This is a genomic window from Prevotella corporis DSM 18810 = JCM 8529 (assembly GCF_000430525.1).
In the GTDB taxonomy this organism is placed as follows: domain Bacteria; phylum Bacteroidota; class Bacteroidia; order Bacteroidales; family Bacteroidaceae; genus Prevotella; species Prevotella corporis.
This window is the reverse complement of the sequence record NZ_AUME01000011.1, coordinates 15,479-41,398: the sequence shown is the minus strand read 5'-3', so window position 1 is coordinate 41,398 and position 25,920 is coordinate 15,479. Positions and strand designations below refer to the sequence as shown.

Here is a 25,920-nt window from a genome sequence, read left to right as displayed (position 1 = left end):
CCAGCCAACGTCCGCCAGACACTGCGTTGAGCCATCCGTCATTCAAAAGAAATGGAAAAGAAACCATACTTCACACACGAAGAAGAGCTCTGGAACACTTGGAGTCACGCAGGAGGCGTATTACTGGGAGTCATCTGCGGTGCCGTGTTCCTGACCCATTGCCTTCGGGAAGACAACCATTGGTCGGCATTTTGTGTCGTTCTCTATCTCTTTGGCATGCTGGGCAGCTACATAGCCTCGACCGCCTACCACAGTCTGCCACCGCAATCTCGGTGGAAACTTATCCTCCGGAAATTCGACCACGCAGCCATCTACTGGCATATCGCAGGATCGTATTCCCCAATAGCCCTCATCGCCTTGCTGTACGAGCAGTTCTGGGGGTGGGGACTATTTGCTTTCGTATGGATTTTTGCCATTTTGGGCACCATTTCGTCGTTTCACAAGCTGAAAGACCACAGCAATCTTGAGACTATCACGTTCGTGGGCATGGGACTCGCCGTGCTCGTGGCCTTCAAACCACTGCTACATGCCATTAATTTCTCCACAGTGGGATGGATTATCGCAGAAGGGGTGATGTACATCACAGGTGCTGTGTTCTATTCGCTGCACAAACGCAAGTACATGCACACAGTATTCCATTTCTTTGTCCTATCAGGCACCATCTGCCACTTGGTAGCCGTGTGGCAGATTATCAACTAACAACAACCGAAACAATTCAGAATGAAGCAACTCGGCATTAGCATCGCTGCACTCTTTCTCTACATTTCAATCCCTCTTCATGCGCAGGAGCAACAGTTTTGGCGTCTGAAAGGCTACTATCGCGTCTATCAGGCCACCAATTCCATGCTCAGTTACTTCGTTGACGGTATGGTGGAGATGTATGCTCCCTTCTCCAATCCACCCAGTTCACAGGCGCAAGCTGACGACAGAGCCAGGAAGAGATCGGTGTTCATTGGTCGGAAGTTTTTCGGAGAGCGCCGCCGCAAGGCACCACAGGCCAATGGCGACGACACGTTTGTTCGGATGAATATGCCCAATCTTGAGTCGGTCACGTTAATTGAGAGTATCAAAAGCGATGTTTATTCCACCCGAAACAATGGCGACGTCTATCGATGGGCTGACAAATGCGGAAGAATCTATACACAGAAGCAGAAGGTTGACGGGCAATTGGTGGGCACCACCACGGTGGAGATTGACAATCTCATGGGACAGAACAAGCATCAGATTGACATGAGCCAACTGAAAATGTATGGTATCGTGGCCCGTATGACCCGATTCGATGAGAGTGAGACTTATCTAACCTCAAACACTGCCTACACGCTCGACAAGATTCTGTCGAGCAGCAAGCACCAGACTTATCTTGCTCATTACCGAGGGGAGGACGAAGATGAGCGGATTGACGTGTACAGCGAGTTCTTTGTGACGGAGAAAACTGTGATTTCGGAAAAAGAAATGAGGAGAATCAAGAAGAAAAAGAACCACGATTGGACTTTTTCTATTCCCAAATCGGTTCCAGAATTGGAGAGTAGCGTCAAGAAGGCATGGGGGAAAATGGTGGAATACTAATTCCATTTTCTAACGAAACACCACTGGAAAAAATTTTACAAACCAGTTATTCCAATCAAATTTACAATCGTTTGATTTTCAAGACGATAGAAATCACCCTACGAAAGGTCATCAATCGCATGGTGAAAGCTCACCTCTCACCTTGCGATAGATAACCTTTCGCCTTGTAATAGATTAGGTTTCGTTCGACGTCTGAGAAAATATTTGACAATCATGGCCGACCTTGCCTCTGCTCGCCTGCGACCATACACGGGCGGAACGGTTGGCAAAAGGGTGTCGGCTGCTGGCAAAAGACATACCGACAAGAAAGAAAAAGGAGGCACGCACGAAGCGCACCTCCCATCGAGTCAGGACCAATCCAGCACAGTCCCGACAAGATACTCATTCTGTTATAATTAGTATATCAGCCATAACTTTGGTCATCAAGAAGCCGAATTTTCCACGATTGACTGGCTATAGCATTTGAACTCGCCACCATCGCTGAAGAACGGATTGGCATAGACTCCAACAACGGCAAGGTTTGGGAAACAATCCTTAATCTGTCGGAGGGCTTCCTTGTCCTCTTGCGCACGCTGCATAGGAACGATGATGACCTTTGAGGTCTGAATATAGTTGATATAAGCCCAGCTATGATCGGCATAATTGCGTGGGGCGGTACACGAATCGTAAGCAAGTTCCTTGACTTCATAGCCGTCTGCCTCAAGTTTTGCTTTGAGAGCTGTAGCCAACTCTGCATCGTATTCTGCGCAGTTGGTCATCAGCACTTTGTTGTCGCCGATGTAACGCACAAGACTGTCGTGATGTCTCGACATATCGCAGCCGTTGCTGGCATGCCATACCGTCTTGATCGTTTTGCTTTTCTCTTCCTTCAATTCGTGTTTTACATCATAAATGTCAAGTAGCATGCATAGTTGGTGATAAACGGGCATGATACGGTTGTCGTCTAATACTTTTTCAGAGAAATAAACCTTGTTGGCATTCAAATGCTCACAAGAAAAGATCTCTTGCGACAAACTAATTTCCTTCAAGTTTTCCATAGTGTTCTGGGTATTATGAGTTTAAATTGCTGATAGTAATAGATTTAATTGCAAAGATACAAATAATTCAACAACTTCCTAAGTTTTTTCCAATAATTCATCAAAAACATGAAAAAAGGGTCAAAAAAGTGCTTCAAATTGAGGTTTTTACGTTGCATCGGGTATCATTGAGTACACAAAACCGAACATGCCGACCATTTTCTGCTATCACTCATGCGCCTTTTCGCCATTCATCAGTCGGTCGTCGGTCGTGCAGTCCGACACTATCCTTGCATCGGGAAGGCAGACTGGCTGAAACATGATAGTGGGGTGTGGCAGCTATCAGAGATGGATACCCGACAGCAAAAAAGCCTGTTCGACTGAACAGACTTTGCAAAGGGGATGTCTCTATGATTAGAAACATCGAGTTTATTTCTTCTTCGGACGGCGGCGGGCCCACCCTTCTTCAGAGAAGTCGGGCTCCTCGCCCTTCAATTGGCCCGACTGACCTCTCATCAGCTCTTTCCAGTCGTCCTTCCTGTATTTGCGTTGTGGCATAAAATCGTCATCAAAACCACGCTGACGACGGTTATTTTCCCGACCATTTCGCCGCTCGTCACTGCCCCGACGGTGTCCTCTGCTGCCAGATCCGCCCTCGTTGGCATCATTGCATCGAACCTTTCGACCCTTGTAGGTCAATCCATCAAGAGCATTCATTACCTTCTTGGCATCCTTTTCAGGCACCTCGACATAGCTCTGCTTCTGCAATAGATCGATATGTCCGACCTCCTGACGGCCTTGCACATGCTTGTTGATGAACTGCATCACCTCGCCCGGATAGAAACCGTCGGTCTTTCCGAGATTGATGAACAGGCGGGTAAAGCCCGCTTCGGCCTGCCGAGGTCCACGGGAGCGTTCCCGATAGCCTTTGCCCTCGCCTCGTGAGCCACGACCATCACCGCCTTTGCTGCGCCTTGTAGATGGCTTCTCTATTTCTGGAGCATTCTTGTAGTAGTCAAGGAACCGGCCGAAGGTGACCGTAACAATTTTCTTGATGATGTCTTCCTTGTCGATATATTCAAACTGGCGCTTGATATCTGCCACATAAGGCGCAATTTGCTCCTCATCAACATCGGTTTTCAGTATGCTGTCCATGGTCTTGAACAACTGTTTCTTGCATATTTCCTCAGCCGATGGTAACGTTCCGTCAACAAACTCCTTGCCGATTATCTTCTCTATGTTGCGCACCTTCGACCTTTCGCGGGTGTGAATGATAGATAGCGATGTACCCTTCTTCCCCGCACGGCCCGTTCTTCCTGAACGGTGGGTGTAGTTTTCCACATCGTCGGGCAAGCCATAGTTGATGACGTGCGTCAGGTCGTTCACGTCTAGTCCACGGGCGGCGACGTCCGTTGCTACCAACAGTTGCGTAAGATGTGAGCGGAACTTCTGCATGGTCAAGTCACGCTGCTGCTGCGACAGGTCACCGTGGAGCGATTCGGCGTTGTAGCCGTCCTTTATGAGCTTGTCGGCTACCTCTTGCGTCTCCACTTTCGTACGGCAGAAGACGATTCCGTAAATCTTCGGATAGAAGTCAACAAGTCTTTTAAGGGCCAAATACTTGTCTTTCGCATTGACCATGTAGTAGATATGGTTGACGTTCTCTGCTCCTTCGTTGCGCGAACCCACGACAATCTCCTTGTAATCGTGCAGGTAACCTTTCGCCACACGTTCCACCTCGCGGCTCATTGTTGCCGAAAAGAGCAGCGTATTACGGTCTTCCGGCACGTCGGTGAGTATCTCTGTGATGCTCTCTTGGAAACCCATGTTCAGCATTTCGTCAGCTTCATCGAGCACAACATTGTGCACATTCTCCAACTTTGCTTTGCCACGGTGCATCAAATCTATCAAACGGCCTGGCGTAGCCACAATAATCTGCACACCACGGCGGAGCTGCTTTATCTGGGTCTCAATAGATGCTCCTCCGTACACTGCGGCAATGTGGAGGTGTGGTAAGTATTTGCCGAAGTCTTTTAAGTCATCGGCTATCTGCAAGCAGAGTTCGCGGGTCGGACTGAGCACCACGGCTTGCGTTTCCTTACTTTCGATATTAATTCGCTGTAGGAGCGGAATGCCGAATGCTGCGGTCTTGCCCGTCCCTGTCTGTGCGAGCGCAATCACATCGTTTCTGTTTCCAAGCAAATAAGGGATTACTTCTTCCTGAACTGGCATCGGTTGTTCAAATCCGAGCTCATCAATGGCCTTGCGAATCTCTTCGCTTACGCCTAATTCTTCAAATGTTTTCAAATTCGTTTAATTTATTTTCTAACTATTATAAAAGAAATATTGTCATCAAACGAACCCACTTAAAGACACTAAAAGCTTACAGTTCCCGAAGAATTGCAAGCTTAACCTGATGACGTCTTTCTTCTTTTTCGGGTGCAAAGTTACATTATTGCATTTGAACTGACAAATAAAACTCGCTATAAATCAAAGATTTGTGTTAAAAATATCAGAAACAAGGAGGTTTTTACGCACAGTAGTGATAAAAAAATAACATCTCGCAATCACTGCGAGATGCTATTTTACTTTAAACCTTTACGCCTAAAGTTTTACTTTTTACTAACTCAAATAATTAACTTTAATAACGACTAATTGTTTATTGTTGTGCAAAGATAAGAAAAAAGATGTTGTCTGCAAAAGTAAATTGTGAAAAAAGTAACGTAAATAATATAAATTAACGATACGGTTCTTGTCTTGTTTGATTCCAACCGACCAGCAATCGGTAATTATTTGGATTGCTACAACAATAAAAAAAGGATGTTGAAGTTGTATATAGGTAACAAAACAACATTTGTTTATAACACACAATAATATGAAAATTGCAGTTTACTGCTCGGCAAACGAGAATATCGACCCAGACTTCTTTCAGCTGTCAGCAGATTTCGGGAAATGGATGGGTGCAAACGGACACACCCTTGTATATGGAGGATGCAACATAGGGCTCATGGAATGCATTGGCACGGCGGTACGGAATGCGGGCGGATCAACAATAGGTGTTGTGCCAAGGATTATCGAGGAAGGTGGAAAAAAGAGCGATTCCATCGATATTGAAATACCATGCGACTGTCTTACAGACCGGAAGGACATCATGATGCTGCGCAGCGATGTGTTCGTGGCATTGCCTGGTGGCATCGGGACGCTCGATGAGCTATTCACCGTTGCGGCATCGGCTACCATTGGCTACCATAAGAAAAAGGTGATACTCTACAACATGAAGGGTTTCTGGAATCAACTCGTCAACCTTCTCGAAGATTTACAGGAGCGAGGCTTCATACGAGGCAACTATCAGAACTACATTCAAATAGCCAACAACCAACAAGAATTGGTCGAACTGATTGAGAAAGCGCAATAAAAACGGATCGGAAGTATCGACTTTCGACATCCTATTCTACCCATCAGGCAATCAAAAAATATCAAAAGTGGAGCATAAACTCTATTTTTACAAAATATTCTGTATATTTGTAGCGATTTAGAATAAACCCAAAAGACATTCATTATGAAAAGAAAAGGATTAAAGACAGCAGTTTGCCTCATGACAGGCACAGTGTTGATGAGCTCATGCGTGGGTTCGTTTGCTATGTTTAACAAGCTGGCAAGCTGGAACAAGCGTGCTACCGACTCTAAGTTTCTCAACGAATTGATATTCATCGTCATCTCACCGGCGTACGCCTTCGCAGGTATGGCCGATGCATTGGTGCTCAACACCATAGAGTTTTGGACCGGTGACAATCCAATGGCCAAGAACATCGGCAAGACCAAGAACATAAAGGGCGATGATGGGCTCATCTACGCAGTGAAGTATCTGGAGAACGGCTACGAGATAACCAAGCCTAACGGCGACGTGTTCTACCTTACCTATAACAAGACGGAGAACAACTGGTACATGAATGTCGATGGTCAGGAGAAGAAACTCATCCATTTCAACGGCGACGGAACCATCAAGGCATTCCTCAACAACGGTCTGACGGTTGATGTCACCCCAGATGCAATGGGCGTTTATCAGCTCCGCCAGGCACAGGCGGGCACCAGCTACTTCATGGCAGTTCGATAGACAAACGCTAAAATATTGGTACAGGAGCAAGAACAGCATGGCAAACCGGCTGTTTTTGCTCCTTTCTCGTTCGCCCGATACGTGCAGACTGTGCTCAGTTGTTCGATCGTCGCAAGGCGAAAGCCTCGGCAAGGGCACGCAGAATCTCAATAATCAGTCCGAAAACCGTTTGGCAAGCAGAGAAAAAATGTGCACCAACGGAAGTGCTTTTCATTCAAAAAAGCACGGTTTCATCGATGTTTTTCTTACCCATTCATCCTCTTTCAAAGGTCGTTTTGCAAGCCACTGAAAATCAACACAATAGCAATCAACTTGTAAAAGGTGAGCTTTTGCAGCCTGAAAGGTGACCAATCGCACGGCCATAGGTCACCTATTGCAAAGCGATTGTTCAACTGATAGTCTGCTATTCAGTCGGAGACGCAGCGCCCAAGATTGAGGGATAACGCAGAAAAGATTAAGACAAGCAGATAAAAGCCGTCTATCGAACGGCCGTACAGCAAGGAGGCAGCACCATTTTTAGCTGTAGAAGAAGCTCATACTGCAACTATTGAACAAAAATTTGATAGTTTTAATAGTCGAAAACAATAGATTTTATTTGTTTAAGGGCAGTATCTATCTGTTAAACTATCAGAAATATCAAATCTTTTGCATCAGATCATTAAACAATCATCATACATTTGCTGTCAAAATTATAATTTGACTCAAAGTATAACTAAATTTTTTAATTATGAAAAAAGTATTGAGAATCTTTTCAATTCTGTTTTGCCTGTTGATGACAACAGCAGTATTCACCTCGTGTAGTAAAGACACTGACCCGGCAGACGTTGACCTCTTCGTCGGCACTTATAAGGGACACATCGGCTATACCAACATCAAACCCGCCAAAAACATCAGTACGGAGAACGGAAAGGTGATAGTCAACAAAGTGGGCTCAACCTATTCGTTCCACTTCTCAAATGATATTCCCGACTTGAACAATGTGAAGTTCGAGAAGAAAGACGACAACACCTACATCAGTGTCGGAACAGGCTTGAGCGGAATCACAATCACTGCTTCCAAACTGACCATGCTGGTTGTAAAGGGAGGTGAGAGCTGGACGGCCAACTGCACACGATAAGCAGGCGAAAGGCCCGACGGACGGCGGACAGGAGTTGGCCGTTTGGGAAATCGGAAATAACAAAGGGTTCGGAAATATCTTCCGAACCCTTTTTCTATGGTTGTATGAGGGTGAGTTGGTGTGTTCGCACCAACCGCACATCTCATATTTACTGTGGATTGATTTCTTTAATTAAACGGTCGGCATGTCCCCACTTATCCATCATGTAGAGCACGAAACGGATATCAACACCGATGCAACGGGCAAGGTTGCGGTCAAAATTGATGTCGGAACTGAGACTGTCCCAGTTGCCGTCGAATGCGAGACCGATGAGGCGTCCCTTGCCGTCGAAAATCGGTGAGCCTGAGTTTCCGCCAGTAATGTCGTTGTTAGTGAGGAAACAGAGCTGCATTTTACCCGTGGTCTTGTCGGCATAGCGACCGTAATCGGAAGCACTCAAGAGCTCGTGCATGATAGGTTCAGCCTTGTAGTCGGCAATTTCATCGGCCTTTTTGAACTTCTCGACAATGCTTTCTGCCGTGGTGTAGTAGCCACTGTTGAAGTTTCCAATCATGTAGCCTCCCACTTGACCGTAGCTCATACGCATGGTGAAGTTGGCATCGCTGTAGTGCGGCATGCCCATTTCCATCTGTATCTTGGCTTCGCAGAGCTTTTTCTCCTCCGCTTGTATCTTTTCCATCACTGGACCGACCTTGGAACCCACTGCAGCGTAAGTCTCCATAAGGTCGATACCAATGCATACGCCTGGATCTTTCATGTATTTCTTGCGGTTGTTCTGATAGAACTTAGCGCCTTTCTTGAGCAACTTGCTCTTCTTGTAGAGCCATTCGGTGTATTTATCGAAGTCGCCACCGAACTTTTTGTTGACAGTCTTGAAGAAAGCAGGGTGATATTCTGCAGGCATCATCTTGGCATAGTTCTTCATCATGGCAGCGGTCATCTCCTTGTCGAGAGCATAGTTCCACTTGTCGCTGTTGTCAGCGAACTCGCAGTACTGCTTTTTAGGATTGTCCTTTGGACCTTTGATCTGCATTCCGAGATTGAGCCTGATTGCACGGGTAAAGAACTCAGACGTTTTCCAGAACGACTCCCCCCAGTAGTTGAGCGCATTCAACAACGGACGGCTCTCACCATAGAGTTTTTCCAACTCATCGAAGTCCACGTTGGTAGCAGGATTCTTCACCTCCTGTTTGCTGAGCCAGTCCTTTATGCGTGCCTCGTACTCCGCTTTCTGACGAATAAGACCGATGGAATCGATACATTTGTTCATTCCCATTGAGTTTTTCCAATAGTTGGCAGAGCTTGCGTAGCCGTCCTCATACTGAATACGTGTCGCTTCGTCAGCATCCATGTATTTCTTCATGATGGCCAATTTAATGTCGCGTGTCTGAACACGCCCCGTATTCTCAATGTCACGGCGCTGCTGGATGCCATAAGACGAGAGGTAACGGCTGGTACTGCCAGGATAACCGATTGTCATGGCAAAGTCTTTGTCCTTGTATCCCTGCATGCTGACTGGTGCCCAATGCTCCGGATGGTAAGGCACGTTATCCTTGGAGTAAGTTGCCGGGCCGTTCGTTTTTGGATCAGCGTAGATGCGGAACACAGAGAAGTCGCACGTTTGGCGAGGCCACATCCAGTTATCGGTGTCGCCGCCGAACTTACCCATGCTCTTTGGCACAGTGAACACCAAACGAATGTCGGTGAAGTCCTGATAAGTCGTAGCGTAATACTTGTTGCCCTCATAGAAAGGCTTTACCTCAACGCGGAGCGTTTTGTCGATGTTCTTCACCGAATCGCTCAGCACATTGGTGAGAGAGTCGAGGATATTTTCCTGCTCAGCTGCACTCTTGTCTGCTATAAGCTTGTTGACGCGGGGCGTAATGTCCTGCTGACTGCGCATGAAAGATACGAACATGTCCTCGTTAGGCAACTCCTCGCTGAAACTTTTGGCATAAAAGCCATCACGCATGTAGTCGTGTTCCACGGTGGAATGTGCGTTGATGGCACCGAAACCACAGTGGTGGTTGGTAAACACCAAACCATCGGGCGACACAACGACGCCCGAACAGAAACCGGAGAAGTTGACAACGTAGTTGCTAATGGCATTCGGGTCATTGTAAAGCATGTCGCAAGGCAATTGGAAACCATAATCTACCATCTGTCTATAGACAGCGTCTGGAAGATTGTAGAGAGTCCACATGCCTTCATCGGCATGCGCCGTACTCATGGCGAGTAGTCCGGCAAGGACTAAAGTTGATTTTTTCATAATTATTTGGTTTAATGGTGAAACTTGATATGATGCTTATTTGCAAATTATTATTGTCCTTTCGTTCTGTCAGGCATCAGCCTTACCCTGTCGTCAGGGAGATAAGGCATCATCGGGGTTGACTACCCATGCCCCCGTCAGCCAGCCACGGCTTCTATTTCCTCATTCCTCTCAACCTGCTCAATGGGAAATCGCGCTTCACTATGACACCCATGAAGACCAACAAGATGAGCGTATTAACGGACAAGGCTGCCCATGTTGGCAACATTTCGTTAGATACCGTGATGCCTCCGAAAAGCACCGTAGCTATGACAACATAGATGAGGATGTCCCTCACGGGATATTTGATGGGATAATACTTCTGCCCGAAGTAATAGCTGATGACCATACTCACGGCATAAGACACGAAACCAGCCCACGCACAGGCCCAATAGCTCATGCGAGGGATGAGCAAAATATCCATAACGATGAGCACAGCGGCCCCGATTCCTGAAAAATAAGCTCCCCAGATGGTACGATCGGTGAGCTTGTACCAAAAACTCAGATTGAAAAAGATGCCGAACATGATTTCGGCAGCCATCACAATGGGGACAATCTCCAAGCCTTCCCAGTAACTCCGGCCAACCACGTGACGGAGAACGTCCATATATCCCATTACGGAGAGAAACGCAAGAAGGGTGAAAATGATATAGAACTTCATGGCTTTGGCATAGGTATCCTTGTTGTCCTTGTCTTTCGACTTTCCAAACACAAAGGGCTCGTAGGCGTAACGGAAAGCCTGCGTTATCATTACCATGATCATTGCAATCTTGATACATGCTCCATAGATGCCCAATTGCATGCGAGCCTCTTCGGGTGTCCCATTAAAGACATAGGGAAAGATGATCTGCGAGGCGCATTGGTTCAGCTGTCCCGCCAGTCCCATTATCAACAGCGGGAAAGTGTATGAGAGCATGCGCCTGCAAGTTACCATATCAAATTTGTAACGGATACCAGCGAGTTCTTTCCAGAGCATCAACAGCGTGGCGATGGTGCAGAACAGGTTGATATAGAACACCCATACGACATCGAGCGTGAAGCGATCATCGTAGATTCCGAAAGGATTGATCTTGAAATACGGCAGCACTACGAGATAAAGCAGGTTGAGAACGATATTGAACGTGATGTTCAACATCTTCAGCGTGGCGAACTTTATGGGTCTGTGCTTGCAGCGAAGATAGGCAAACGGTATGGCTGCAAAAGCGTCGATGGCCACCGTCACATACATGATGAGGATGTATTCGGGGTGGTCAGAATAACCCAAAACCGAGGCAATGGGCTGATTAAAGAGGATCACCACCGCCATAAAGAGCAGCGATGTCATTCCCACCATCTTCAAAGTGGTGGCATATACTCTGTCGGGATTTTCGCCTTCCTTGCTCATAAAGCGGAAGAACGTCGTCTCCATGCCGTAAGTCAGGACCACAATCAGTAAGGCCACATAGGCATACACGTTGGTAATGATTCCATACTGTCCGCCAGCGGAATTGAACCGGTCTGTCTGTATCGGCACGAGCAGATAGTTGATGAAACGTGCGGCAATGCTACTGAGTCCGTAGATTGCCGTATCTTTTGCCAATGATTTCAAGTTTGCCATTTGATTTTCCTTACTTTACTTCTTAAAAAAACACGTAACAGACGCCGATGGCTGCAATAACACCGGCCAAATCGGCAAGCAGGCCACACGCAACGGCATGCCTTGTATAGCGGATGCTCACACTTCCGAAATAAACGGCCAACACATAGAATGTCGTATCGGTAGATCCTTGGAACACGCAGCTGAGCCGTCCGGCAAAAGAGTCGGCACCAAAATGCTTCATTGTCTCAAGCATCAGCCCCCGTGCCCCACTGCCTGAGAGTGGTTTCATGAAGGCTGTGGGCAATCCATCGACGAATTTCGTGTCGAGGCCACACACCTCAATGCACCATCTGACACCCTCAATGAGCATATCCATCGCCCCCGATGCTCGAAAGACCCCCACAGCAACGAGGATGGCAACGAGATAGGGGATGATTCGCACGGCTGTGGTGAAGCCTTCTTTCGCCCCTTCGATAAACGAGTCATAGACATTGATGCGTTTGTAGAAGCCTGCGGCGATGAAAAGGACGATAATCGACATCAGAATCAGGTTGGAAGCCACCGACGTCACCACGTCAATGGTTGGCTGATCCATCTGTCCGAATCCCCAAATCACAAGACCTACAGCACCCATCAGACCAACAATCGTGGCCAGTAACACAGGCTGAAAGATATTGATGCGTTGCCAAATCGACGTAATAATGATGCCCGCAATCGTGGCAACGGTGGTCGCCAGCAGTATCGGGATGAACACATCGGTAGGCGATGCTGCGCCATTGGCGCTCCTGAAAGCCAGTATGCTCGTGGGAATGATGGTCAGTCCGGAGGTGTTCAGCACGAGAAACATAATCATCGGATTGGTAGCCGTGTCCTTCCTCGTGTTCAATTCTTGCATCTGCGACATGGCTTTCAGCCCCGTCGGGGTAGCTGCATTGTCGAGTCCGAGCATGTTCGAAGCGATATTCATGAAGATAGAGCCCATGACAGGGTGGTTTTTCGGAATATCGGGGAACAGTTTCGTGAAGAGCGGACTCAGCATCCGCGCCAAAACGTTCACCGCACCAGCGCGTTCGCCTATCTTCATGATGCCCAACCACAAGGCCAGCACTCCCGTAAGGCCAAGAGAGACCTCGAAAGCCGTCTTCGACGAGTCGAAAGTAGCATCGACCATCTTCTGAAAGATTGTTGTGTCGCCCATGCAGAGCCCAATGATTCCGAAGATAAAGGCTATCAGGAAGAAAGCAATCCAAATGTAGTTTAAAACCATAGGTTGAGTATGCGGAAATTTGTATTCAGTACACAAAAGTAATACATTTTGCGCACAATCGCAATAAATCAAGCTGAAAAGAATGCAAAACGTATGATAGGAGCATAGTGGCGCAGGGCTCACAAGACCGATTGTCACCGATGAAACCGCGGTTTTTTGATAATTTCAAGTTGAAAATGCAGGAAAGACAACCACCAGCCTCAACAAGTCTTATCACTTGAAAACTGACGAATTTCTTTCATGACTACTTTCCGCAACCGCTCGTTAAGTTATGGAAACACGGAGAGCAAATGAAAATATTTGACAGAACCCCATTCCGCCAGTCTCTTCTAAACAGCTTGTTATCTGCTACTTACAAGCTGCATCATAAAAGGTGACCTTTTGCATGATGAAAGGTCACCTTTTGCCGGGTCATTGCTGACCTTTCGCCGTGCGAAAAGTCATGTTCCCGACTGCCGATTGTGAAAATACTTGACAAAAAGCAGAATCACACCACAGGCTTAATCAGTTTAATGCTGACGGCCTTCAGCTCCTGATGCCCTGCGGCATCAGTGAAACGTATCATGAAATGATAGTCGCCCGGCTGTCTGTCAGCGGGAATTTTGATATTCTCCTCAATCTTATAGGTCTTGCTTCCTGCGGGAATGGTGTAGTCGTGGTTGAAAACCCACACATTGGCAGCAGCATCCTTCATCGGATCCAGCTTACAATCGCCGGCATCGGTACTGTGGGTATGGTGATTGAAATTGTTATGGATTTCAATGTTGTAATTACCCAGCTCTACATTATCCTTGAGGATATAGCGCACGGGTATTTCAGAACCCAGTTCGTAAGTCTGGCAGTTGATGGGCATAGCCACGATGCCCTCGCTGGTAATGGTTGGCTTTTCCGTGTCTATTACCACATTATCATCGTCACTGCTGCATGCAGAGAACGACAAGGTCAATGCTGCCAACAAGATAAATGTGCTGATTTTTTTCATTTTTTCTTAAGTTTTGCAAAAGCGGGAATGAGGTTTCCCATCCCCAGCTTTTTGGTTTATCAATGCCGTCTGGGTGCCGATGGGAGGGATTGCTCGCCGAATCCACATTTCACCCAGACAGAAAATCTTACTGTATTTGAAAGCTTTCCAACTCGCCAGTGGCTGATTGCCCCTTCTCATCCTCAACGGTGAAATGGAAATGATACTCGCCGGCAGGAGCATCGGCAGGAACCATGATTTGTTCTGCAAAATCTACACTCTTCTTGCCTATGTACTTCTTCAGTTGAGCGTCAGTGAGTGCGACAGACTTCTCATCTTTTCCGTGGAATTCAAGCTCCATATCCTTAATGATTTTAGCAGCTTCGATGTGCGCCTTCACCAGCACCATGTCGCCAGCCTTAGCTTTTACCACACCTAACCTTGTCTTGGGATTGAGAATTTCCAAATTGGTGACAACTGGGGCAGTAGAACTCTGTTTCGTCAATTTTACTTCCTGAGAAACACTTTTTGTGGTTCCGACCATGTCCTTCACAGAGATTGTCACAACATACACACCTTCCGCCAATGTTTCCGGCAAAATGAGATGCTCATGGAACACCGGATCAATCACGTTTACATACTTTGAATCATTGTAAAGCTTTCCTAAAGTGCTGCTTCCACCTTTCTGTTTCATGGAGACATCAATATATTTGACCTTTGCCTCAGCAAATATCTTACATTCCAAGTGGATGTCCTTGCCAATTATCGCTGTACCTCCATGCCCAATTTCTACATTTTGGAATTCGATTTTCGGTGTTGTCTCATCGTCCTTGCTGCATGATGTCATTGTCAAAGCAAACACTGCTAAAAGCGCAATTGCGCAGTTCATTAGTTTTTTTTCCATTTTAATGATTTTTTTGTTGGGACTACGTCCCATGGTTTGTAATTAATTTTTATTTATTATTGTAATGATTAAAAGTCCAATCCCACCATGACAGCCACGTTTCTACCAGGTTCTGGTACGTCAATAAGCCGATAGTAGCTCGTGTGGTCATAGTATTTTCGGTTGAGAAGATTCTCAGCATTGATGCCTATCTTCAGCGTGTATTTGTCGAACTTAAACTCCTTGCCTGCGGTCATGTTGAGAGTGAAATAGCCCGGTGTGGGTTTCTCAGGCGGAACGATATCGTTCTGAGCGCCGACGATGTGCCCACTTAGCGACACATAGCCCTCATTGTCTGGTTTGTTCTGGCAGAAGGAGTACTTCAGGCTGGCATCGATGGAGAAAGGAGTTGAGAATGGCAAAGTGTAGCCTTTCTTCTCGCCCGACAGTTGTCTGGCATAAAGATACTCGCCCTTCAAGTCGGCTTCGAGATTGTCGAGAATCTTCCAGTTGACGGTGGCCTCGAAGCCCCATCGCAACACCTTGCTCTGTGTGTAGTGGTAGAGCTGCAGTCCCTCGTAATAGCCGGAAGTTGGGTTCATATAAATATAATTTGGGAAATAATTCACGTATGGGTCGAGCTGAAAGCTCAGCACACCGTTGTCCCAGTTGATCCCTGCATCCATCTGATATGACTCTTCAGGTTTGAGTTCTGAGTTACCCTTCTCGTATCTGAAGATATTGTAGTTCACTCCGTCAGCTCCAAGTTCCTTTGCAATGGGCACCCGGAAACTTTTGCCGATGTTTGCCTTCAAGAGCCATTTGCCATTGGTGTAGTTCACACCTGCTGACCAGGTGGCACAGTTAAACGTGCGCCTGATGTTGCTTGAGCGTTCCTTGTAGATAGAGTCCGCTACGCCAATAGGTGTCTTGTACCAATCGAAATAACTGTCTATCCTTGTCCGCACGAAATCATAGCGTACACCAGCATTCACAATGAGATTCTTCGTGATTGTGTAGCGATCGAACGTATAGACGCCCAAAGAGAGTGTCCCGAAGTCGGGTATGACGAATCCCCAACCAGCCCTGCGGTTGTGCTGATGCTCCACGTTGACGCCTGAATTCAGCTCGTGCTTCTCGCCAAGCTGTGCTTTCATACCAAGATTGGCCGTGTAGGTGCTCTTGTTGAATTCCCGTTCTAACGTCCCTTGGGGCATGGGCATGTAGCCATGCGACTGCGGTTCGGAAAATTCCCTGCGCTTATTGTCTTGGTAGGCGAGGTTCGCTTCCAGCATCACACCCTTAAGTTGGTACGTGGTGTGGTTCATCAGCGTGAGATGGTTCACTTCCTGATAGGGAAGGTCGATATCTCGACGGCTTTTGTCATAGTCAATTTGTGACAACAACACCTCAATGCCATGTGCGTTGGCAAAAAATCCGCTCTTAATGTTTGAATTAGAAATCTTCAGATCGGTCCTAAAATTGTAGCTTTTATATCCCAGCGTTATGCTTCCGTCCCTCTCTTTGCCTGCCGTATTACGCAGACGTCTGTTTTTTAAGTGGATATAGTATGAATAGTACTGAATACTATCTGTTGGAACCTTGAAATCAGCGTAATCGATAAGCGTGAAGTTGGTGCGCCAGAAGAAATTTCCGGCCTTGCCCTCCAATCGTGCCGATGCGCCAATAGACTCATTGTTGGAACGAGAAAAGATGGAAACGCTGCCCTGATAGGGCTTTGTGGGTATATAATTATTGTACAAGTTGATAACACCTCCGATGGCATCAGAGCCATAGAGCAAGGCTGCCGGACCTTTGACAATGTCTATCCTGTCGATGGAAAACTGGTCGATTTCAAGTCCATGCTCATCGCCCCACTGCTGTCCCTCGTGCTTGATTCCATCCAAGGCTACTACCATGCGATTGAATCCCAGTCCACGGATAGCAGGCTTGGATTGTCCAGAGCCCACATTCATGGCCTTGACTCCAGGAACTCCGCCGAGAGTCTGCATAAGACTTCCTGCAAAATTGTCATGAAGGTAACTGCGGTCAATATTAATATTGTTAACTGATGTCCTCATTTGGAAATCGTGTTGCCGATTTCCGACCACAGTTACATCTTTCATGACAACCATCGTGTCGGGCTTTTGTAACTTCCCGGCATCGGTTGCACTGAACTGATGCACTGTTGCTGCATTTGCGGACATTCCGCCCCATAAGCAGTATGTGGTCAAAGATAGAATAAGGACTTTCAAAGCTTTATTCATTTCGATGATTTAAATAGATGGTTTGCTATTTACCCTCGCTCATCTGTAGAAATTAGCTAATGAGTGAAAGAGTGGATTCACACTATTGCTTTCGGAATAAAAGGGTGCTGCCGACCGTAATACCACACTTCGATAAAAGTGCAGTACGCCAACATATCCCCACACTTGACAACCAGCCGATACGACTTTGTCGTTTAGCTGGTTTTTGGTGGTATTCTGAGCAATTAGAAAAACGCTATGTTAATCCCATAATACGGGAATTAAACCATAGCCAATGCCGGTGGTGCGCGAAGACCGTGTGTTTCGCTTGTCGTACAATAGAAACCTACGGTAGTAAAAAGAAGGATGCCTACAATACATGTTAGGGCAATTGCCTCAACATGCAAAGAAACAGGCTTTAAAAAACTGAAAAAGGAGAAGTGACAGATAGGACAGGTGTCTGCATGATGACCAGCGGAATGTTGTGCCGGATAAACCACTGCTCCTGTGCCCCCAAATTCATTGCCGATCTGACAAACATGGAACGTACAGATGATCAATGGCAACGTGAAAACTGCCAAAAGCCACCAAGCGACAAGCGCTCGTTTTTTATCGTGTAAGTATCTGTTTGTCATCAGTAATATAACTTCAGTCGAACTGCAAAGTTAAGAACTTTTCATGATTACACAAAACATTAAATAATAATGTTGATTATTTAACAATATTTCTATGTAATGGAAAGGGCCTCTACGCAAGGCTATCTGATTGGTAACTCAACTATTTCAGAGGAATCTGCCTTCTTTCTCCTCGTCTTGAATGAAGCTGGTGGGGTTCTCTCTGCTTTCCAAGTAGAATTTCGTTCGTAAGCGATAACGAGTAAAAGATGACCTATTGCGTGATAAAAGCTGACCTTTTGCAATGCAAAAGGTCAGCTTTTGTGTAACGAGTTCTTTTATACTGATTACCAACATGTTATGCATCCCATTTTCTACACTGTTTTTCAGAGTCAAATGCAGTAACTTCAGACCATAGAAAATTTCAACTATGACACAGTTACACTTTTGTTCTTACACTACCAACGGCAGCCTGAGACAGATGCGCGATTGACTGGAAATCAAAAACTCGCTGTACATCTACACAAGAACGTACAACGAGTTTTTAGTTATTAATATTTGGAGTGTTGAAACACCCTCCCTCTATTGTTCACTTTCCCTGATTTCAGGAAAGCCTTTTCTTACTTGGCGGGTGTCATAACAATCTCACAGTGATTGCCCGCAGCGAGCAATCCCTTGAGGTAGGCTGCAATCTTTGCAGTTGTCAGGCCCTGAACGGCAGCCTTGTAACCACTCTGAATGTCAACGCCCGACCAGATGTATTCGTCGATTACATTCAGCCAGTGACCGTTGCTCTTAGCGTCTATATCGGCCTGCTTGAGCATAAAGTCCTTCACCTTCTGAAGTTTGTCCTCATCAACCTTGATAGAGTTTTCCTTGATTCCATCGTTGAGGAGCTTCACGGCTAAGTCGGCCTTATTCGGATCCATAGGACAATAAGCCTGCATCAGTGCCAATGTCTCGTCGCCACGACGGTTCAGGGCACCGCTTGCTCCAACAGAGTAAGCCGCACCTTCATCCTCGCGGATATTCTTCAGATAGACCATCGACAATATCTGTGCCGCAGCGTCGGCCAAAACATAGTTCTCAACATTGTAAGCCAATGGTTGGTGCCACAATTCCATGGCGATAGCCTTTGGTACTTCAGACTTGAGGGTAAACTTGTTCTCCCTTTTGCCCTTAGCGAAGCCAGTAACGTTAGTCCAATTCTCGGCCTTGCCCTTTGGCAAGCAACCGATGTACTTCTCAATCAATGGGCGAAGTGTAGCCTCATCGAAGTTACCCACGAAGTAGTAAACGAACTGTCCTGGATTAGCGAAGCGCTCTTTCCATATCTGAAGGATACGGTCGTAGTTAACACCCTTCAACGTGTTGACAGAGAGTGGTGCATAACGAGGGTTGTGATCGTAGATAGTTAATGTGAGTGAGTCAGAGAATACGCTCTCTGGTGAGAGGTGCTTGTTCTTCAAAGCCTGCTCGTACTGTGTCATCATGGCATTGAAAGCCTCCTGATCCTTTGTAATGTTGGTGAACTTGAGGTAAACCAACTGGAGCATTGTCTCAATATCCTTTGGCACAGAGTTACCTGAGATGCTCTGATAGTAAGAAGAGAGTCCGACACCCGTACTCACCTGCTTGCCAGAGAGGGCTTTCTGTAACTCCTGATGTGAGAAGTTACCCAATCCGCTGACAGAGATTACCGAGTTGAAGAGCTGCAGATTATCGAAGTCGGCTTTTCCATACGAACCTGAACCGCCCTTTGCCGATGCGCTGAAACGAATCTCATTATCCTTGAAATCTGTTTTTTTCAGGATGACACGTGCGCCGTTGCTCAATGTGAGTTCCTTGTAGCCGAAAGTTTTGTTCTCGGTTTCCTTGACAATCTTTCCTGCCTTTGGCAACTTTTTCTCGTCGAGGATAGGCTCACTCTTCACATTGTCAACATAAGGTTCTAACTTCTCAGCACGAACAGCCTTGATGGTCTGCGCCATCTTGTCCTCTGTCGGATAAACTTTACCTGCTTTTTCCTGTGCATAGATGAATGCAACGAAATTACTGTCGTTGTCAGAAATCAGTTCTTTAGCATATTCATTGGCAACATCAATGTTAAGTACTGGCATGTCTATGAGCTGCTTCATAATCTGATATTCTTCTTCCTTGCCTGGAATAGGTTCGTTGTTAAGATAGTAATCACGAAGCTCGTCGCCATATTGGTCGTTCTTTATTTTATTGCGGTTGGCATACTGCGCATCCAATTGTGACATATACTCTGCCTTCATACGGTCAAACTCACCTGGTGTGAAACCATACTGGCGCACACGTTGAGCCTCACGATAGAGAGCAGCAAGTGTCTCAAGATCCTTACCTTCCTTTGCAGTAGCGCCAAACTGAAATGCGGCCTTCGTACTTGAAAGGATATAATCCCCATCGTAACTATATGCACTCGTAAACGGGCAGTCAGCCTTCTGAGACATTTCCCGCAAGCGCTGGTTGAGCATCATCGAAATCATTTCCTTCAGATAGCTATCGATGTAATATGCCTGATTGCCCTTCATTGCTTTCGGGAAAGGATCATGCTTCATAGCGAAACCAACCGATGAATTCTGCATCTCCTTATCCTTGTCAAACACATAAATAGGTTGGGGATTGTCAGGCACTTGCTCTTCGACAACTTGTGCAGCATCAGCGGGAACTGTGACATTGGCCCACAATTTCTTGATTTCGGCTTCCGTATGGTCAACATCGACATCACCAACGACAATGATACACTGGTTGTCAGGGCGATACCACTTGTGGTAGTAGTCGCGAAGAGCCTGATACTTGAAGTTATCAACGACGCTCATCAAGCCAATCGGAAGTCGGAGACCATATTTCGAACCTGGATAGAGCTTGGGCAGAGCACGGTTGTAGATGCGCATGATAGGATTCTGTCCCAACTGCCACTCCTGATGGATTACACCACGTTCCTTATCGATTTCCTTGTCAGCCAGCGTCAGACCATTCGACCAGTCCTTCATGATCAACAGGCATGAGTCGAGTGCCGACTGGCGTTGTGTTGGCACATTGCAAACACGATAAACAGTTTCTTCAATGGAGGTGTAAGCATTCAAATCGCTACCGAACTCAACTCCAAGAGAACGGGTGAACTCCAGAAGCGCAGAGTCAGGGAAATGCTCCGAGCCGTTGAAAGCCATGTGCTCAAGGAAGTGAGCTAACCCTCGCTGGTTCTCTTCTTCCTGAATTGAGCCTACTCGCTGTGCGATGTAGAAATTGGCAACATGCTCTGGCCACTCATTATGCAAAATGTAATAAGTCAGCCCATTACTGAGTTTACCTTGCCTTACGTTCTTGTTCACTGGAATTGAGCCCAGCTGTTGGGCTGATACCATACCAGCAACAAAAAGAAAAGCAACTAAAAACAAATGTTTAAGTTTCATTTCATTACAGGTTAAAAAATACATTAATTATTCATTTGCGACAAAGGTACATAAATTCCTTAAAGATAATAACTTTTTCGGTACTTTTTTCCCCGTTCTTAAGAAATTATAAATTAAAACAGAGCTTGTTGGCGAGCAAACGTGGAACGAACTGCGTTCCGTGTATGGTGTGTGGTGGTTTCAGAGGGCTGAGACAGGGCATCCAGAAGCTTTGAGACGAGTCACGATTGACGGTATTTTATGTTTCTTGGATGATGTTCCAGTATCTCCTGACGGAGGGTTTTAGTGTCGATGTGTGTGTAAATCTCCGTCGTTCCTATGCTTTCGTGTCCAAGCATGGCCTGAATAGCCCGCAAATCGGCACCTCCTTCGAGCAAGGCGGTGGCGAATGAATGCCGGAGGGTGTGCGGAGATATAACCTTCTCTATGCCAGCATCGTGCGCATAGTTCTTGATCATGATGAGAACCATGGTGCGAGTGAGGTGCGCCCCACGGCGATTGAGGAACACATAGTCCTCTTCGCCAGGCTTGATGGTCATTGAATTGCGATCGATGAACCAGTATTCGAGTTCCTCAAGCGCACGGGGGGAAATGGGAACGAGGCGCTCCTTTGAGCCTTTGCCCATCACTCGCACGAAGCGTTCTTCCTTATAGAGGTTGGAAATCTTTAGATTGGTCAGTTCAGAGACACGCAGTCCACAGGAAAAGAGTACCTCAATGATGGCCTTGTTTCGTTGTCCCTCCCACTTACTCAAGTCTATGGCAGCCTCAAGCATATCCACCTCTGCGGTAGAGAGCACCTCAGGAAGATGCTGGGGCAGTTTCGGCGTTTCGAGCAGTTCGGTAGGATTATCCTTGATGTAACCATCGAGCACCAGATAACGGTAGAACTGTCGCACGCCACTCAGTATCCGGGCCAGCGAGCGCGCACCAATCCCAAGGTCGCAAACAGCTCCGGCAAAATGTTCGATATGCTCCAACCTGGCCTCCAGCGGATCAACACTCTCACTTGCCAGATAAGCCAGTAGCTTGTCAAGGTCGCGCAGGTAGGCATCGAGCGTATTATCCGAATATCCTTTCTCCAACTTCAGGTAACGCTGGTACTTGCGTTTAAGATTAGAGGATGAATCCTTGCCCGTTTCCATTTAATTATGTATTTTTGCAAAGATAAGCAATTTCAGCGTAATATGAAAATAATCATCATCAATGGCCCGAACCTTAACCTCTTGGGAACTCGTGAACCATCCGTCTATGGTAATGAATCGATGGACGATTATCTGGCAAGGCTCCGCAAGCGATTCCCCAATATCGAGATAGAGTACTACCAAAGCAACATCGAAGGCGAGCTCATCGACAAAATGCAACAAGCTGGCTTCTCCTACGACGGTATTGTTCTCAATGCCGGTGCTTACACCCACACGAGCATTGCGCTGCTCGACTGCATCCGTTCCATCAGCACTCCCGTCGTCGAGGTTCACATCAGCAACGTGAATGGTCGTGAGGAATTCCGCCACCACTCGGTAATTGCCCCTGGCTGCAAAGGGACCATCCAAGGATTCGGACTCGACAGCTATCGTTTGGCCATCGAAAGCTTCATGGGCTGAGAAAGAACTCAGCCCGTGTGGACAAGGAACACCACAGCAACAAGTAGAAAACAATGAACGAAACAGAAGTCCTCGACAATTACATCCGTTCTCATATCGACCCCGAAGGCGATTATCTCTATCGTCTCTACCGAGCCACGAACATCCACACCATACACGGCAGGATGGCGAGTGGCCATATCCAAGGCCGTTTTCTCAAGCTCATTGTAGAGATGGCGCAGCCCAAAAACGTGCTGGAAGTGGGGACATTCAGTGGCTATTCGGCCATCTGCCTCGCAGAGGGACTACCCGAAGGTGGCAAGTTATATACTTTCGAAATCAACGATGAGATGGAGGATTTCACGCGCCCATGGATTGAAGGCTCAGCGGTGGCAGACAAAATCGACTTCCGTATTGGAGACGCCAACACCGAAGCTCCGAAACTTGGCATCACGTTCGACATGGCATTCATCGACGGCGACAAGCGAAGCTATCTCCAGACCTACGAGATGGCGCTATCCATTCTCCGCCCCGGCGGTTTCATACTTGCCGACAACACCCTCTGGGACGGACATGTCACTGACCCAGCCTACGACCACGACCAACAGACGCTGGGCATCTGCGACTTCAACGATTTCGTTGCTGAAGACCCACGGGTAGAGAAAGTCATATTGCCGCTGCGCGACGGACTGACCATCATTCGCAAAAAATAAGTTTCCATATATCGCAAAGAATATCTACCTTTGCACCATCAAACTGAACATGCCAGCCGATGCCCCATCGAGACAGGAACAAGGGAGCAGCTGTTCAGGAACAAATACAAAGCCATACAATATGCAAGAAACAAGACAAAACCGAATAGCACGCTTGCTCCAGAAGGAGTTGGCAAGCATTTTCCAGAGCCAGACCCGCGCCATGCACGGGGTCTTGGTGAGTGTTACCCGCACGAAGGTGAGCCCAGACCTCAGCATCTGCACGGCCTACCTGAGCATTTTCCCGTCGGACAAGAGCGAGGAGCTGCTGAAGAACATCAACGCCAATGAGAAAACCATCCGCTACAACCTCGGACAGCGCGTTCGCAACCAGTTGCGCATCATCCCCGAACTGCGTTTCTTCATCGACGACTCGCTGGACTATATCGAGAGAATTGACGAGCTTTTAAAGAAATGACAACTTCACGTCGCCATCCCGCCCCATCAGCTGCGTGACGGGATGCGGACCACCGACTGGAGCTTCGCACAACATGAACTTTCCCTTCTACATCGCACGACGTTACCTCTTCTCCAAGAAGAGCACCCACGCCATCAATGTCATCAGTCTGATTTCAGTGATTGGCGTTGCCGTGGCCACTATGGCACTGGTGGTCGTGCTAAGCGGCTTCAACGGTTTTTCTGACCTTGTCGCCTCATTCTTCACCAACTTCGATCCGCAGCTGAAGATAGAGGCTGCGAAGGGCAAAGTCATAGCTGCCGACGACCCGACCATTGCCAAAATCAAGGCACTGACCAGCGTCGAGGTGGCGACAGAGTGCGTCACCGACCAGGCACTGGCCACCTATCATGGCAAACAGGCCATGGTGATGGTGAAAGGAGTAGAGCAGAACTTCGACTCACTCACCCATATCAGCGACATACTCTACGGCGACGGCGAATTCAAGTTACGCTTGGCCAATCTCGAATATGGGGTTATCGGCATAGGGCTGGCTCAAACGCTCAACACCACCGTGATGTGGCAGGACTTTCTCCACATCTATGCTCCCCAGCGCAAAGGACAATACGACATGTCGAACCCCGCAGCGGCATTCGTCTCCGACTCTCTCATATCGCCTGGCGTAGTGTTTCAGGTGAAACAGAACAAATACGACCGCAACTACATCATCACCTCCATCGACTTCGCACGGCGACTGTTCAACCGACAAGGGCAAATCACGTCGCTGGAGCTGCGACTCAAGGCTGGAGAGGACATCGAAAAGACCAAGAAGGAAATAGAAAGGCTTGCCGGCGACCAGTTCCTGGTGAAGGACCGCTACGAACAGCAGGCCGACACGTTCAACATCATGCGCATCGAGAAACTCTTCGCCTACATTTTCCTCACCTTTATATTAATGGTGGCTTGCTTTAACATCATCGGATCGCTCTCAATGCTGATGATTGACAAGAAACCAGACATTCAAACCTTGCGAAACTTGGGCGCAACCGACAGACAAATCAATCAGGTGTTCCTCTTCGAAGGGCGAATGATATCGGCTGCCGGCGCCGTTATCGGCATTGGCATCGGACTGCTGCTGTGTTGGCTGCAACAGACTTTCGGTATCGTCAAACTGGGCGACCAAGCCAGCAACTTTGTCGTCAGCGCCTACCCCATCAGCGTTCACCCCTGGGACATCGTGGCTATCTTCTTCACCGTCATCATTGTTGGATGGCTTGCCGTTTGGTATCCCGTGCGTTATATGAGCAAACGCCTGACAAAATAATCCTCCGGCAACGACAAGCCGAATCTCATGAATTTTCTTGACAAAAGCAACCTTTCTGGAAAAGATTGCAAATCGCTGACTTACAATGCCTTAAAACACCATCAACAAAAGGTCAGCTACGGCATGCCCAAAGCTATCTTATCACGGTGTGATAGCTCACCTATCACTGCACAAAAGCTGAGGAACGAGCAAACGTTTCTGAAATAATTTGACAAACATCAGAATTGTTTAAAGAGACATTTGTCAAAGCAAGACATATCAACGAAAGTTTCGTAATATACCGTTGCTCAATGATTAATATTTCATCATTAACATTTTTTATCTTAATTACTTTGCAATAGCTACGAACTTTTCGTAGCTTTGCCATCGATAAACAATCTATCTATCAATCATGGAAGAATTGACAAGACAAGAAGAAGAAGTGATGCTGCACGTGTGGAAGTTCGATTCGTGCACCGTAAAACAGGTGCTTGAGGAAATGGACGACCCAAAACCGCCCTACACCACCCTCGCCTCTATCTTCAGCAAATTGAAACACAAGGCATATCTAACCGCAAGGCAGTCGGGACTTACTTACATCTACAAGCCGAAGATAAAGAAAAGCGAGTATAAGAAAGCCTACATGACCAAATTTGTAGGCAATTACTTCAAAGACTCGTTTCAGGAAATGGTCTCTTTCTTTGCTAAAGAGCATAAGATTTCACCCGACGACCTGAAGGATATCATTGCCGAAATTGAGAAAGGCAAGGAGTAGTC

23 protein-coding genes are annotated in these 25,920 nt (G+C 47.0%); 11 read left to right on the top strand and 12 right to left on the bottom strand.

Going from position 1 to position 25,920, the window contains the following annotated elements; all coding sequences use genetic code 11:
- The first annotated feature begins 51 nt into the window (after positions 1 to 51).
- The 3 genes from trhA to H515_RS0103710 all read left to right on the top strand — a co-directional run bounded on the left by trhA (position 52) and on the right by H515_RS0103710 (position 1,965).
- Positions 52 to 699 (top strand): PAQR family membrane homeostasis protein TrhA, encoded by a 648-nt coding sequence (gene trhA / locus H515_RS0103720; protein WP_025875669.1) that lies wholly within the window; start codon positions 52 to 54, stop codon positions 697 to 699.
- Between the two features lie 21 nt (positions 700 to 720).
- Positions 721 to 1,566, top strand: a complete 846-nt coding sequence (locus H515_RS0103715; protein ID WP_025875667.1) for a hypothetical protein — start codon at positions 721 to 723, stop codon at positions 1,564 to 1,566.
- A gap of 213 nt (positions 1,567 to 1,779) precedes the next feature.
- Positions 1,780 to 1,965, top strand: coding sequence for a hypothetical protein (locus H515_RS0103710; RefSeq protein WP_025875665.1), 186 nt, complete (start codon positions 1,780 to 1,782; stop codon positions 1,963 to 1,965).
- 23 nt (positions 1,966 to 1,988) lie between these two features.
- On the opposite strand, the gene H515_RS0103705 is transcribed toward H515_RS0103710, so the two are convergent.
- The 3 genes from H515_RS0103705 to H515_RS0103700 all read right to left on the bottom strand — a co-directional run bounded on the left by H515_RS0103705 (position 1,989) and on the right by H515_RS0103700 (position 4,889).
- Positions 1,989 to 2,603: an agmatine deiminase family protein gene (locus tag H515_RS0103705; protein WP_025875664.1), complete on the bottom strand. Its 615-nt coding sequence runs from the start codon at positions 2,601 to 2,603 to the stop codon at positions 1,989 to 1,991.
- A 211-nt stretch (positions 2,604 to 2,814) separates the two neighbouring features.
- Positions 2,815 to 3,006 carry a hypothetical protein gene (locus tag H515_RS14420; protein WP_154653632.1) on the bottom strand — a complete coding sequence of 64 codons (192 nt, stop codon included), beginning with the start codon at positions 3,004 to 3,006 and terminating at the stop codon, positions 2,815 to 2,817.
- 5 nt (positions 3,007 to 3,011) lie between these two features.
- Positions 3,012 to 4,889 carry a DEAD/DEAH box helicase gene (locus tag H515_RS0103700; RefSeq protein WP_028901600.1) on the bottom strand — a complete coding sequence of 626 codons (1,878 nt, stop codon included), beginning with the start codon at positions 4,887 to 4,889 and terminating at the stop codon, positions 3,012 to 3,014.
- A 568-nt stretch (positions 4,890 to 5,457) separates the two neighbouring features.
- On the opposite strand from H515_RS0103700, the gene H515_RS0103695 reads away from it, so the two are divergent.
- From H515_RS0103695 to H515_RS0103675, 3 genes are all read left to right on the top strand, one after another.
- Entirely contained in the window at positions 5,458 to 5,997 is a 540-nt protein-coding gene (locus H515_RS0103695) for an LOG family protein (RefSeq protein ID WP_025875662.1), read from the top strand.
- 144 nt (positions 5,998 to 6,141) lie between these two features.
- Positions 6,142 to 6,696 carry a DUF3332 domain-containing protein gene (locus tag H515_RS0103690; RefSeq protein WP_028901599.1) on the top strand — a complete coding sequence of 185 codons (555 nt, stop codon included), beginning with the start codon at positions 6,142 to 6,144 and terminating at the stop codon, positions 6,694 to 6,696.
- Positions 6,697 to 7,423: 727 nt separating this feature from the next.
- Complete coding sequence (locus H515_RS0103675) at positions 7,424 to 7,813, top strand: hypothetical protein (protein ID WP_025875660.1); 390 nt, start codon at positions 7,424 to 7,426, stop codon at positions 7,811 to 7,813.
- Between the two features lie 148 nt (positions 7,814 to 7,961).
- On the opposite strand, the gene H515_RS0103670 is transcribed toward H515_RS0103675, so the two are convergent.
- From H515_RS0103670 to H515_RS0103625, 9 genes are all read right to left on the bottom strand, one after another.
- A complete protein-coding gene (locus tag H515_RS0103670) occupies positions 7,962 to 10,082 on the bottom strand; it encodes a S46 family peptidase (protein ID WP_028901598.1) in 2,121 nt (706 codons plus the stop codon).
- Positions 10,083 to 10,236: 154 nt separating this feature from the next.
- Entirely contained in the window at positions 10,237 to 11,718 is a 1,482-nt protein-coding gene (locus tag H515_RS0103665) for an oligosaccharide flippase family protein (protein WP_025875658.1), read from the bottom strand.
- A gap of 22 nt (positions 11,719 to 11,740) precedes the next feature.
- Positions 11,741 to 12,967: a nucleoside recognition domain-containing protein gene (locus tag H515_RS0103660; protein WP_028901597.1), complete on the bottom strand. Its 1,227-nt coding sequence runs from the start codon at positions 12,965 to 12,967 to the stop codon at positions 11,741 to 11,743.
- Between the two features lie 487 nt (positions 12,968 to 13,454).
- Entirely contained in the window at positions 13,455 to 13,949 is a 495-nt protein-coding gene (locus H515_RS0103655) for a DUF4625 domain-containing protein (protein ID WP_028901596.1), read from the bottom strand.
- Between the two features lie 127 nt (positions 13,950 to 14,076).
- The gene (locus H515_RS0103650; protein WP_028901595.1) at positions 14,077 to 14,832 is read right to left on the bottom strand and encodes a DUF4625 domain-containing protein; all 756 of its coding nucleotides are present in this window, start codon (positions 14,830 to 14,832) and stop codon (positions 14,077 to 14,079) included.
- Between the two features lie 68 nt (positions 14,833 to 14,900).
- Positions 14,901 to 17,078 carry a TonB-dependent receptor gene (locus tag H515_RS0103645; RefSeq protein ID WP_028901594.1) on the bottom strand — a complete coding sequence of 726 codons (2,178 nt, stop codon included), beginning with the start codon at positions 17,076 to 17,078 and terminating at the stop codon, positions 14,901 to 14,903.
- 260 nt (positions 17,079 to 17,338) lie between these two features.
- Positions 17,339 to 17,692, bottom strand: a complete 354-nt coding sequence (locus H515_RS13700; protein ID WP_025875654.1) for a hypothetical protein — start codon at positions 17,690 to 17,692, stop codon at positions 17,339 to 17,341.
- Between the two features lie 599 nt (positions 17,693 to 18,291).
- Positions 18,292 to 21,108 (bottom strand): M16 family metallopeptidase, encoded by a 2,817-nt coding sequence (locus H515_RS0103630; RefSeq protein WP_028901593.1) that lies wholly within the window; start codon positions 21,106 to 21,108, stop codon positions 18,292 to 18,294.
- A 221-nt stretch (positions 21,109 to 21,329) separates the two neighbouring features.
- Positions 21,330 to 22,253, bottom strand: coding sequence for a site-specific tyrosine recombinase (locus tag H515_RS0103625; RefSeq protein ID WP_025875650.1), 924 nt, complete (start codon positions 22,251 to 22,253; stop codon positions 21,330 to 21,332).
- A 42-nt stretch (positions 22,254 to 22,295) separates the two neighbouring features.
- Between H515_RS0103625 and aroQ the strand changes: the two genes are divergently transcribed.
- From aroQ to H515_RS0103600, 5 genes are all read left to right on the top strand, one after another.
- Positions 22,296 to 22,712: a type II 3-dehydroquinate dehydratase gene (gene aroQ / locus H515_RS0103620; RefSeq protein ID WP_028901592.1), complete on the top strand. Its 417-nt coding sequence runs from the start codon at positions 22,296 to 22,298 to the stop codon at positions 22,710 to 22,712.
- 53 nt (positions 22,713 to 22,765) lie between these two features.
- Positions 22,766 to 23,404, top strand: coding sequence for an O-methyltransferase (locus tag H515_RS0103615; protein WP_028901591.1), 639 nt, complete (start codon positions 22,766 to 22,768; stop codon positions 23,402 to 23,404).
- A gap of 121 nt (positions 23,405 to 23,525) precedes the next feature.
- Positions 23,526 to 23,861 carry a 30S ribosome-binding factor RbfA gene (rbfA, locus tag H515_RS0103610; RefSeq protein ID WP_025875648.1) on the top strand — a complete coding sequence of 112 codons (336 nt, stop codon included), beginning with the start codon at positions 23,526 to 23,528 and terminating at the stop codon, positions 23,859 to 23,861.
- A 73-nt stretch (positions 23,862 to 23,934) separates the two neighbouring features.
- The gene (locus H515_RS0103605; RefSeq protein WP_025875646.1) at positions 23,935 to 25,164 is read left to right on the top strand and encodes an FtsX-like permease family protein; all 1,230 of its coding nucleotides are present in this window, start codon (positions 23,935 to 23,937) and stop codon (positions 25,162 to 25,164) included.
- Between the two features lie 391 nt (positions 25,165 to 25,555).
- Positions 25,556 to 25,918 carry a BlaI/MecI/CopY family transcriptional regulator gene (locus tag H515_RS0103600; RefSeq protein ID WP_025875644.1) on the top strand — a complete coding sequence of 121 codons (363 nt, stop codon included), beginning with the start codon at positions 25,556 to 25,558 and terminating at the stop codon, positions 25,916 to 25,918.
- Positions 25,919 to 25,920: the final 2 nt, after the last annotated feature.

What these genes read in the sequence shown, in the direction of transcription:
- trhA (WP_025875669.1), top strand. Translation starts at nt 52, where the DNA reads ATGGAAAAGAAACCATACTTCACACACGAAGAAGAGCTCTGGAACACT.
- H515_RS0103715 (WP_025875667.1), top strand. Translation starts at nt 721, where the DNA reads ATGAAGCAACTCGGCATTAGCATCGCTGCACTCTTTCTCTACATTTCA.
- H515_RS0103710 (WP_025875665.1), top strand. Translation starts at nt 1,780, where the DNA reads ATGGCCGACCTTGCCTCTGCTCGCCTGCGACCATACACGGGCGGAACG.
- H515_RS0103705 (WP_025875664.1), bottom strand. Translation starts at nt 2,603, where the DNA reads ATGGAAAACTTGAAGGAAATTAGTTTGTCGCAAGAGATCTTTTCTTGT.
- H515_RS14420 (WP_154653632.1), bottom strand. Translation starts at nt 3,006, where the DNA reads ATGTTTCTAATCATAGAGACATCCCCTTTGCAAAGTCTGTTCAGTCGA.
- H515_RS0103695 (WP_025875662.1), top strand. Translation starts at nt 5,458, where the DNA reads ATGAAAATTGCAGTTTACTGCTCGGCAAACGAGAATATCGACCCAGAC.
- H515_RS0103690 (WP_028901599.1), top strand. Translation starts at nt 6,142, where the DNA reads ATGAAAAGAAAAGGATTAAAGACAGCAGTTTGCCTCATGACAGGCACA.
- H515_RS0103675 (WP_025875660.1), top strand. Translation starts at nt 7,424, where the DNA reads ATGAAAAAAGTATTGAGAATCTTTTCAATTCTGTTTTGCCTGTTGATG.
- H515_RS0103670 (WP_028901598.1), bottom strand. Translation starts at nt 10,082, where the DNA reads ATGAAAAAATCAACTTTAGTCCTTGCCGGACTACTCGCCATGAGTACG.
- H515_RS0103665 (WP_025875658.1), bottom strand. Translation starts at nt 11,718, where the DNA reads ATGGCAAACTTGAAATCATTGGCAAAAGATACGGCAATCTACGGACTC.
- H515_RS0103660 (WP_028901597.1), bottom strand. Translation starts at nt 12,967, where the DNA reads ATGGTTTTAAACTACATTTGGATTGCTTTCTTCCTGATAGCCTTTATC.
- H515_RS0103655 (WP_028901596.1), bottom strand. Translation starts at nt 13,949, where the DNA reads ATGAAAAAAATCAGCACATTTATCTTGTTGGCAGCATTGACCTTGTCG.
- H515_RS0103650 (WP_028901595.1), bottom strand. Translation starts at nt 14,832, where the DNA reads ATGGAAAAAAAACTAATGAACTGCGCAATTGCGCTTTTAGCAGTGTTT.
- H515_RS0103645 (WP_028901594.1), bottom strand. Translation starts at nt 17,078, where the DNA reads ATGAATAAAGCTTTGAAAGTCCTTATTCTATCTTTGACCACATACTGC.
- H515_RS13700 (WP_025875654.1), bottom strand. Translation starts at nt 17,692, where the DNA reads ATGACAAACAGATACTTACACGATAAAAAACGAGCGCTTGTCGCTTGG.
- H515_RS0103630 (WP_028901593.1), bottom strand. Translation starts at nt 21,108, where the DNA reads ATGAAACTTAAACATTTGTTTTTAGTTGCTTTTCTTTTTGTTGCTGGT.
- H515_RS0103625 (WP_025875650.1), bottom strand. Translation starts at nt 22,253, where the DNA reads ATGGAAACGGGCAAGGATTCATCCTCTAATCTTAAACGCAAGTACCAG.
- aroQ (WP_028901592.1), top strand. Translation starts at nt 22,296, where the DNA reads ATGAAAATAATCATCATCAATGGCCCGAACCTTAACCTCTTGGGAACT.
- H515_RS0103615 (WP_028901591.1), top strand. Translation starts at nt 22,766, where the DNA reads ATGAACGAAACAGAAGTCCTCGACAATTACATCCGTTCTCATATCGAC.
- rbfA (WP_025875648.1), top strand. Translation starts at nt 23,526, where the DNA reads ATGCAAGAAACAAGACAAAACCGAATAGCACGCTTGCTCCAGAAGGAG.
- H515_RS0103605 (WP_025875646.1), top strand. Translation starts at nt 23,935, where the DNA reads ATGAACTTTCCCTTCTACATCGCACGACGTTACCTCTTCTCCAAGAAG.
- H515_RS0103600 (WP_025875644.1), top strand. Translation starts at nt 25,556, where the DNA reads ATGGAAGAATTGACAAGACAAGAAGAAGAAGTGATGCTGCACGTGTGG.